We start from the raw sequence: 8,468 nt of genomic DNA, 5'->3' as shown, positions 1-8,468 counted from the left end.
CGGCGGCGGCGAGCGACCGGGCGGCGGCCAGCAGTCCACCCGCCGCGGGCGCGGCCAGCGCCTCGCTGCCCCGGCCCACCTCGCGCGCGGCGACGCGCTCCAGCTCAGCGATCGTCTCTTCGATGCGCACCGCGTGCCTCCCCGGCGACAGTGGACCGACCCAGGGTAGCGGTGGACGGCCAGACTACGGATCGAGTAGGAATGTCCCGTCTATGCTGCGGAAATCAGCGGTCGAGGCCGATCGCGACCGTGGAAACCGTTGACGTGCTGTCAGGTCGGGACGGCCATGCGCTACAGGCTGACAGTTGTCCGCGTCGGCCGGCGGTGGGAGCGTGCGGTATCCACGAACGCCGCTGAAGGGTTGCCACGATGACCGACGACCTGCTGGCCCGGCACCGGGCCGTGCTCCCGTCCTGGATGCCGTTGTACTACGCCGAGCCGCTCGAGTTGGTCTCCGGCTCGGGCCGCCGGGTCACCGACGCGCAGGGTCGCAGCTACCTGGACTTCTTCGGCGGCGTGCTGACCAACATGATCGGGTACGACATCCCGGAGATCCGGGAGGCCGTCGAGCGGCAGCTCGCCACCGGCATCGTGCACACCTCGACGCTCTACCTGATCCGTCAACAGGTGGAGCTGGCCGAGAAGATCGCCCAGCGCTCCGGCATCCCGGACGCCCGGGTGTTCTTCACCAACTCCGGCACCGAGGCGAACGAGGCCGCGTTGCTGGTCGCCACCAACCACCGCCGCTCGCACCAGATCCTGGCCGTGCGCAACAGTTACCACGGCCGGTCGTACGCGGCGATGGGCGTCACCGGCAACCGCAACTGGTCGGCCAGCGGCCTCAACCCGCTCCAGGTGGCCTGGCTGCACTCCGGTGACCGGGTGCGTGGCCTGCTGGCCCGGCTCAGCGCCGACGAGCAGGTCGATGCGGCGGTGGAGGACCTGCGCGAGGTGTTGGCCACCCAGACCGCCGGTGACGTGGCCGCGCTGATCGCCGAGCCGATCCAGGGTGTGGGCGGTTTCGTGCACCCGCCGGACGGGCTCTTCGCCGGCTGGAAGAAGGTCCTCGACGAGCACGGCATCCTGTTCATCGCCGACGAGGTGCAGACCGGCTGGGGGCGCACCGGGGAGCACTTCTGGGGTTACCAGGCGCACGGCGTCACCCCCGACCTGCTCACCTTCGCCAAGGGCATCGGCAACGGGTTCGCCCTGGCCGGGGTGGTCGGCCGGGCCGAGGTGCTGGAGTCGGTGCTGGCCATCAGCTTCTCCACCTTCGGTGGCAACCCGATCTCCACGGCGGCCGGCAACGCGGTGCTCGACTACCTGATCGCGCACGACCTCCAGGCGAACGCGGCCCGCGTCGGCGCGATCCTCGCCGACGGCCTGCGGTCCGCCGTGGGCGGGCTCGACTGCGTCGCCGAGGTACGCGGAAAGGGGCTGATGCTCGGCGTCGAGTTCGTCCGACCGGGCGGCAGTGAGCCGGATCCGGCCTTGACCAACCGGGTCTTCGAGGCCGCCCGGGACGGTGGCCTGCTGACCGGCAAGGGGGGCCTCCACGGCAACGTGCTGCGGATGGGTCCACCGTTGACGCTGACCGAGGAGGAGGCCCGTGAGGGCCTGGCGATCCTCGTCGACGCGATCCGTTCGGCGGCGGGGGTGGCGGCATGAGCATCGGCCACTTCATCGACGGCAAGCGGGTCGGCGGCACGTCGGAGCGGCGCGGTGACGTGTTCGACCCGGCGACCGGTCGGCGTACCGCCGAGGTCGAGCTGGCCTCGACAGCGGACGTCGACGTGGCGGTGCAGGCCGCCGCCCGCGCGGCGCGGGGCTGGCGGGACGCGTCGCTGGCGCGGCGGTCCGCTGTGCTGTTCGCCTTCCGGGAGTTGGTGCACGCCCGGCGGGACCGGCTCGCCGAGGTGATCACCGCCGAGCACGGCAAGGTGCTCGCCGACGCCGCCGGCGAGGTGCAGCGCGGCCTGGAGGTCATCGAGTACGCGTGTGGCCTGCCGTCGGCGCTGCGCGGCGCGTTCAGCGAGAACGTGTCCACCGAGGTCGACTCGTACACCATCCGGCAGCCGCTCGGGGTGGTCGCGGTGATCTCCCCGTTCAACTTCCCGGTGATGGTGCCGCTGTGGTTCGTGCCGGTGGCGGTGGCCTGCGGCAACGCGGTGGTGCTCAAGCCGAGCGAGAAGGACCCGAGTGCGGCGCTGCTGCTGGCCGAGTGGTTCGCCGAGGCGGGCCTGCCCGACGGGGTGCTCAACATGGTCAACGGCGACTCCGAGGCGGTCGACGCGTTGCTGGAGCACTCGGAGGTGCGGGCGGTGTCGTTCGTCGGCTCCACCCCGATCGCCCGGTACGTCTACCAGCGCGCAACGGCCGCCGGTAAGCGGGTACAGGCGCTCGGTGGGGCGAAGAACCACATGGTGGTGCTCCCGGACGCCGATCTGGACCTGGCCGCCGACGCGGCGGTCAACGCCGGGTTCGGCTCGGCGGGGGAGCGGTGCATGGCCATCTCGGTGGTGGTGGCGGTGGAGCCGGTGGCGGACGCGCTGGTCGAGCGGATCGCCGCGCGGGTGACCGGTCTGCGCACCGGCGACGGCCGGCGGGGCTGCGACATGGGCCCGTTGGTCACCGCCGCGCACGCGGCGAAGGTGCGCTCCTACGTGGACGCCGGTGTGGACGCTGGCGCGGTGGCGGTGGTGGACGGGCGGGACGTGACGCCGGACGGCGACCCGGACGGCTTCTGGCTCGGTCCGACGCTGTTCGACCGGGTGACCCCGGGCATGTCGATCTACACCGACGAGATCTTCGGGCCGGTGCTGGGCGTGGTCCGGGTCGGCTCGTACGACGAGGCGGTGGACCTGGTCAACGCCAGCCCGTACGGCAACGGAACGGCGATCTTCACCAACGACGGCGGGGCGGCCCGGCGCTACCAGCACGAGGTGGAGGTGGGCATGGTCGGGATCAACGTGCCCATCCCGGTGCCGATGGCGTACCACTCGTTCGGTGGCTGGAAGTCGTCCCTCTTCGGTGACCTGCACGCCCACGGCGAGGACGGGGTGCGCTTCTTCACCCGGGGCAAGGTCGTCACCAGCCGCTGGTTGGATCCGCGCCACGGCGGGGTCAATCTCGGGTTCCCCACCCAGACCTGAGCAGTCGCAGCACGCCCGCCCCGGCCAGGTACGCCACCAGCGCCGGGACGGGCGTGCCGAGCGGCTCCGGGGCCTGCTGCGGTGCGGTGCTGTTGACCAGCAGCGCGGCCACCACGGCGGCGTAGCCGGCCACCGCCAACGCCGACCGGGCCGGGGTGCCCCGAGGGGTTCGCCGCCCGGTGCGGTGCCGGCCGCTGCGCGCCTCCACCGGCCCGAAGATGGCGACCAATACCGCCAGTACGGCGCTGAGCAGCAGCAACCACGGCACCCGCCAGGCCCACCAGGCGGCCGTGTCGACCGCCGGGGTGGGCAGCGTCCCGACCGCGTCGAGCAACCCGATCAGCAGGATCGCGGCGGCCAGGTGCCAGAGGAAGACGGTCAGCACCACCAGGTTGACAGCGATCACCAGCTGCCACGGCCCGGTGCGGTGCAGCAGTCGCTCGGCCGGGCCGCGCAGCAGCAGGATCAGACCGAGCTGACCGGCGGCGACGGCCAGCAACGCGAGGCTGGGTGGCGCGGCGTTGTCGAGCCGCTCGTCGGGCACCTTGAGCATGGCCACCGGCCAGGGGCCGAGCACGGTGAGCAGCAGCACCGCGCCCAGCCCGCCCACCAGGAAGAGCAGACCGGCCCGGCGGGAGGTGGGCAGCCGCCGTCGGCGTACCCCCGGACGGTCGGGAGTCGACGGCCCGGCAGCGTCGGCGGCGGTGTTCGTCGGCGGTGGCGGGGTTGGGCCGGCGGGCGACGGCGCGGCGCGGGCGTCGTGCCAGGCGAAGCCGAGCTGGTGGACGGCGAGCCAACCGAACAGGTAGTTGCCGTAGCTCATTTCCTCCGGACCGCTCAGCCGGCCGAGGTCGCCGAGGCCGACCAGGGCGACGAGCACCAGCGGTACGGCCAGACCGAGGCGGCGGTGCAGCGCGTACATCGGTGGGGTGAGCACGACCGCCGCCAGGTAGGCGACCAGGAACCAGAGCGGAATGGTGGCGAACCAGAACACCTGGCGAATCTGGGCCGGGTCGATGCTGCGCAGCCAGGCGAGCGCCGCGACTGCGGTGAGGACCAGCAGCAGCGTGCTGGTGGGGCGGACCAGGCGGGCACTGCGGTCGATCAGCCAGCCGGCGGCGTCGCCGCCGCGGGCCCGCAGCCGGGTCAGCGAGGCCGCGTTGGCGTACCCCCCGACCAGGAAGAAGACCGGCATCACCTGGGCCAGCCAGGTCAGCGGGTACGCCCAGCGCAGGTCGCCGAGCGCGGAGTGCCCGGTGGCCTGCCCGGCGGGGTCGCGGCCGATCACCGTGACGCTCCAGTGTCCGAGAACGACCATGGTGATGGCGAGCGCGCGGAGCAGGTCGACGTACCGTTCCCGCCCAGCCGGGGTGCGCTCGGCCAGCTGGCGCAGACGGCGCATCGCCCAAGGCTAGGCGACCCGGCGACGGCTGGTGGTGATAACGGTTCGACAGTCAGGACTTGAAGTCCGAGCCCGGCTGTCGTAGAAATTCTTCAGCAACAGAGCATGAACTGAAGAGAACTAACGTCCCTCGCGCGGTGGACGCCTTCCCCCACAGACCGGTGATCCGCCCGACCCGACCCGAGGAGAACCCATGAACAGGCGTGACATCCTGCGGCGCAGCGCCGCCGCCGGCCTCCTGGCCACCCCCGCCGCCGGCCTGCTGTCCGGCTGCGCCACCAGCGGTGGCGGTGACAAGAACGATGCCGAGACCTACCAGGGCACCAAGAGCGCCCAGAACCCGCTCGGCGTGAAGGAGGACGCCCCACTCGAGGTGGTGATCTTCGGCGGCGGGTTCGGTGAGGAGTACGCCAAGGCCCACGAGGCCATGTACACCGAGAAGTACCCGAAGGCGAAGATCAAGCACTCCTCCACCCAGGAGATCAGCAAGACCCTCCAGCCGCGCTTCGTCGACGGCACCCCGCCGGACGTGGTCAACAACTCCGGCTCCAGCCAGATCGACTTCAACGGCCTGGTCAGCCAGAACGCCCTCGCCGGCCTCGACGAACTGCTGGCCGCCCCGAGCCTCGACATTCCCGGCAAGACGGTCAAGGACACCCTGCTGCCCGGCGCGGTCGAGGTCGGCTCCTACGACGGCAAGTTCCTGGTGCTCAACTACACCTACACCGCCTACGGCATCTGGCACTCCGCCAAGCTCTTCGCCGACCGCGGCTGGTCGTACGCGAAGACCTGGGACGAGCACATCGCGCTCTGCAAGCAGATCAAGGCCGCCGGCATCGCCCCGTGGACGTACGCCGGCCTGCACCCGCGCTACATGAGCTGGCCGCTGATCTCCACGGCCATCAAGTTCGGCGGTCCGTCGGTGGCGACCGCCATCGACAACCTGGAGCCGAACGCCTGGAAGTCCGACTCGATGCGTGCCGCCGCCGACGCCTGGCACCAGATCGTCAAGGACAAGTACATCCTGGAGGGCTCGCCCGGCCTGGACCACAAGCAGTCGCAGACCGCCTGGTGTCAGGGCAAGGCCGCCTTCATCTCCTGCGGCTCCTGGCTGGAGAGCGAGCAGAAGGACGTCACCCCGGCCGGGTTCAACATGACCATCGCGCCGACGCCGAGCCTGGGCAGCGGCGACAAACTGCCGTTCGAGGCGATCCGGGGCACCGCCGGGGAACCGTTCATGGTGCCCGCCAAGGCCCGCAACGTCGCCGGTGGCCTGGAGTACTTCCGGACCATGCTCTCCAAGAAGGGCGCCCAGGACTTCACGAAGAAGGTCGCCAGCCTCACCGTGGTCGCCGGCGCCACCGAGGGCGTCGAACTGCCGTACGGGCTGAGCACCGTGGTCAAGGCCCTCGACGCGTCCGGTGCCAACGGCTTCAACTGGGTCTACAACAGCTTCTACCGCAAGTTGGAGCGCAACCTCGTCGACGCCGCGTGCGGCGAGTTCTTCAGCGGCCGGATCGGCCCCGCCGAGTTCCTCGAACAGTGCCAGAAGGGCGCCGACTCGATCGCCCAGGACAGCTCGATCAAGAAGTACAAGCGAGCGGCCTGACCGCCCGGCCGGTGGGGGAGAGGTCCGCCCCCACCGGCCGTACCCCAACGGAGAGGTCCCCCTCGTGAAACATGGCAAGTGGCCGCTGATCGTCACGTTCCTGGTGCCACCGGTACTGCTGTACGTGTTCTTCGTCGTCTCGCCGTACCTCCAGGCGTTCCAGATCTCCACCACCGACTGGCTCGGCTACTCCGCCGACGCCAACCCGGTCGGCCTGGCCAACTTCAAGACCCTCTGGCACGACGACTACGTGTGGAACGCGCTGAAGAACAACGCGATCCTGCTGGGTCTGGTGCCGGTGCTCACCATCGTGCTCGGGCTCTTCTTCGCCACCATGCTCGCCATGGGCGGGCGCAAGGGCAGTGCCGGCGTCACCGGCGTACGCGGTGGCGCGCTCTACCGCACTGTCTACTTCTTCCCCCAGGTGCTCTCCGTGGTGATCATCGCGCTGCTGTGGAAGGAGGTGTACCACCCCAACAAGGGGCTGCTCACGACCGCTCTGCACGGCCTCGGCCTGCCCGCGCCGACCTGGCTCGGCGACCCGGCGACCGCCTTCTGGTGCGTGCTCGCGGTGATGGTGTGGAGCAACGTCGGCTTCTACGTGGTGCTGTTCGGCGCGGCGATGTCGGCAGTGCCGAAGGAGATCTACGAGGCCGTCCTGCTCGACGGCGCGTCCCGGTTCACCACCCTGCGCCGGGTCACCCTGCCGCTGCTCTGGGACACCGTCCAGGTCGCCTGGGTCTATCTGGCCATCTTCGCCCTGGACGGGTTCATCCTCGTGCAGCTGATGACCAACGGCGGGCCGAACTTCTCCACCGACGTGATCGGCGTACGCATGTACGACACCGCCTTCGGCAGCGAGACCAAGTTCGGCTACGCCTCGGCGATCGGCGTGGTGATGTTCTTCCTGACCCTCTCGGTGGCGGTGCTGTCGCTGCGGGTCGGCCGGCGCGAACGGATCGAATACTCGTGACCACTCTGGATCAGCCCACCGCGACCGCTCCGACCCCGGTCACCAGCGGGGACCGCCCGGTACGCCGGGAACTCGGCGTGGCCAACGCCCTCTCGCACGGCTTCCTGCTGATCTGGGGCCTGCTCACCGTCCTGCCGCTGCTGTGGATGTTCATCAGCTCGTTCAAGACCAACGGTGAGATCCTCGCCGACCCGTGGGGGCTCCCCGGCGCGCTGCACTGGGACAACTGGGCGCGGGCCTGGACCGGCGCGCACATCGGCCGGTACTTCATCAACAGCCTGGTGGTGGTGACCGGCTCGGTCAGCCTCACCATGCTGATGGGCGCCACCGCCGCGTACGTCTTCGCCCGCTACGAGTTCCGCGGCCGCCAGATCGTCTACTACCTGTTCGTCGGCGGCCTGATGTTCCCGGTGTTCCTCGCCCTGGTGCCGCTCTTCTTCGTGGTGCGCAACGCCGGTCTCTTCAACACCTGGCTCGGGCTGATCCTCGTGTACGCGGCCTACTCACTGCCGTTCACCGTGTTCTTCCTGACCGCGTTCTTCCGGACCCTGCCGACCTCGGTGGCGGAGGCCGCACTGGTCGACGGCTGCGGTCACTTCCGGCTCTTCTTCCGGGTGATGCTGCCCATGGCACGTCCGGGACTGATCAGCGTAGCGATCTTCAACTTTCTCAGCCACTGGAACCAGTTCCTGTTGCCGCAGGTGTTGATGCAGGGCGACGAGTCCAAGTGGATGCTGGCGCAGGGGCTGTTCGCGCTCTCGGTCAGCCAGGGCTATGCCGGCGACTACGCCCGGCTGTTCGCCGGGCTGAGCATCGCGGTGCTCCCGGTGCTCGCCATCTACGTGGCCTTCCAGCGCCAGGTGCAGTCGGGCCTCACCGCGGGGCAGCTCAAGTAGAGCCGATCCGTACTGACCGATCTGGATCAGCACGGCCGCCGCCCTGCAGGGCCTCCCACCACCCCACCCCAATCCGGTCTGTCCCCAAGATCCGCGCAACTTCGGTGAAAGTGCTGCCTCCTGACGTGGCGAGCCAGCAGTTTCACCGAAAGTGCGCGGATCTTGGCCATGCCGGGGCGGGCTGGAGACGTTGAGGCGCGCTGCGGCGCGGCGGCGATTCCCCGCCGCCGTGCTCACCGCGACCGCGACCGCGACCGCGGGCTCGGTGGGCGGCGGCGCCTTGATCGTGCTCGATCCTGGATGTAGTTCCCTCCCTGCGGCGCGAGGCCACTACATCCTGGTTCGAGCACGATCATGACCGGCGCAGCGCAGCGCGGGGCGGGGCAGGGCGGCGCTGCGCGGGGCGGCGCTGCGCGGTGCGGCGCTGCGCGGGGCG

The 8,468-nt window shown here is 70.3% G+C and carries 6 protein-coding genes; 5 read left to right on the top strand and 1 reads right to left on the bottom strand.

Translation table 11 applies throughout. The features are described 5' to 3' along the window. Positions 1-369 precede the first annotated feature (369 nt). Complete coding sequence (locus GUI43_RS32705; protein WP_112700642.1) at positions 370-1,668, top strand: aspartate aminotransferase family protein; 1,299 nt, start codon at positions 370-372, stop codon at positions 1,666-1,668. Beyond that, the gene (locus GUI43_RS32700; protein WP_112700640.1) at positions 1,665-3,152 is read left to right on the top strand and encodes a CoA-acylating methylmalonate-semialdehyde dehydrogenase; all 1,488 of its coding nucleotides are present in this window, start codon (positions 1,665-1,667) and stop codon (positions 3,150-3,152) included. Before GUI43_RS32705 ends, GUI43_RS32700 begins: the two co-directional genes overlap by 4 nt. Here the strand turns inward: GUI43_RS32700 and GUI43_RS32695 are convergent. Beyond that, positions 3,124-4,554, bottom strand: coding sequence for an acyltransferase family protein (locus GUI43_RS32695; protein ID WP_112700638.1), 1,431 nt, complete (start codon positions 4,552-4,554; stop codon positions 3,124-3,126). The genes GUI43_RS32700 and GUI43_RS32695 overlap by 29 nt on opposite strands. Before the next feature lie 193 nt (positions 4,555-4,747). Here GUI43_RS32695 and ngcE point away from each other — a divergent pair, with 193 nt between their 5' ends. The 3 genes from ngcE to GUI43_RS32680 all read left to right on the top strand — a co-directional run bounded on the left by ngcE (position 4,748) and on the right by GUI43_RS32680 (position 8,032). Further along, on the top strand, positions 4,748-6,163 hold the full coding sequence (ngcE, locus tag GUI43_RS32690; protein WP_112582985.1) for an N-acetylglucosamine/diacetylchitobiose ABC transporter substrate-binding protein: 1,416 nt from the start codon (positions 4,748-4,750) through the stop codon (positions 6,161-6,163). Positions 6,164-6,227: 64 nt separating this feature from the next. Further along, positions 6,228-7,136, top strand: a complete 909-nt coding sequence (locus GUI43_RS32685; RefSeq protein ID WP_091403945.1) for a carbohydrate ABC transporter permease — start codon at positions 6,228-6,230, stop codon at positions 7,134-7,136. Further along, positions 7,133-8,032, top strand: a complete 900-nt coding sequence (locus GUI43_RS32680) for a carbohydrate ABC transporter permease (protein WP_249037918.1) — start codon at positions 7,133-7,135, stop codon at positions 8,030-8,032. The genes GUI43_RS32685 and GUI43_RS32680 overlap by 4 nt, the downstream gene beginning before the upstream one ends. Positions 8,033-8,468 lie beyond the last annotated feature (436 nt).

This window comes from Micromonospora noduli, from assembly GCF_003264365.1.
Classification (GTDB): Bacteria; Actinomycetota; Actinomycetes; order Mycobacteriales; family Micromonosporaceae; genus Micromonospora; species Micromonospora noduli.
This window is presented reverse-complemented; position numbering and strand designations above follow the sequence as displayed.

Coding starts and splice junctions, on each gene's coding strand:
- GUI43_RS32705 (WP_112700642.1), top strand. CDS start 370: ATGACCGACGACCTGCTGGCCCGGCACCGGGCCGTGCTCCCGTCCTGG.
- GUI43_RS32700 (WP_112700640.1), top strand. CDS start 1,665: ATGAGCATCGGCCACTTCATCGACGGCAAGCGGGTCGGCGGCACGTCG.
- GUI43_RS32695 (WP_112700638.1), bottom strand. CDS start 4,554: ATGCGCCGTCTGCGCCAGCTGGCCGAGCGCACCCCGGCTGGGCGGGAA.
- ngcE (WP_112582985.1), top strand. CDS start 4,748: ATGAACAGGCGTGACATCCTGCGGCGCAGCGCCGCCGCCGGCCTCCTG.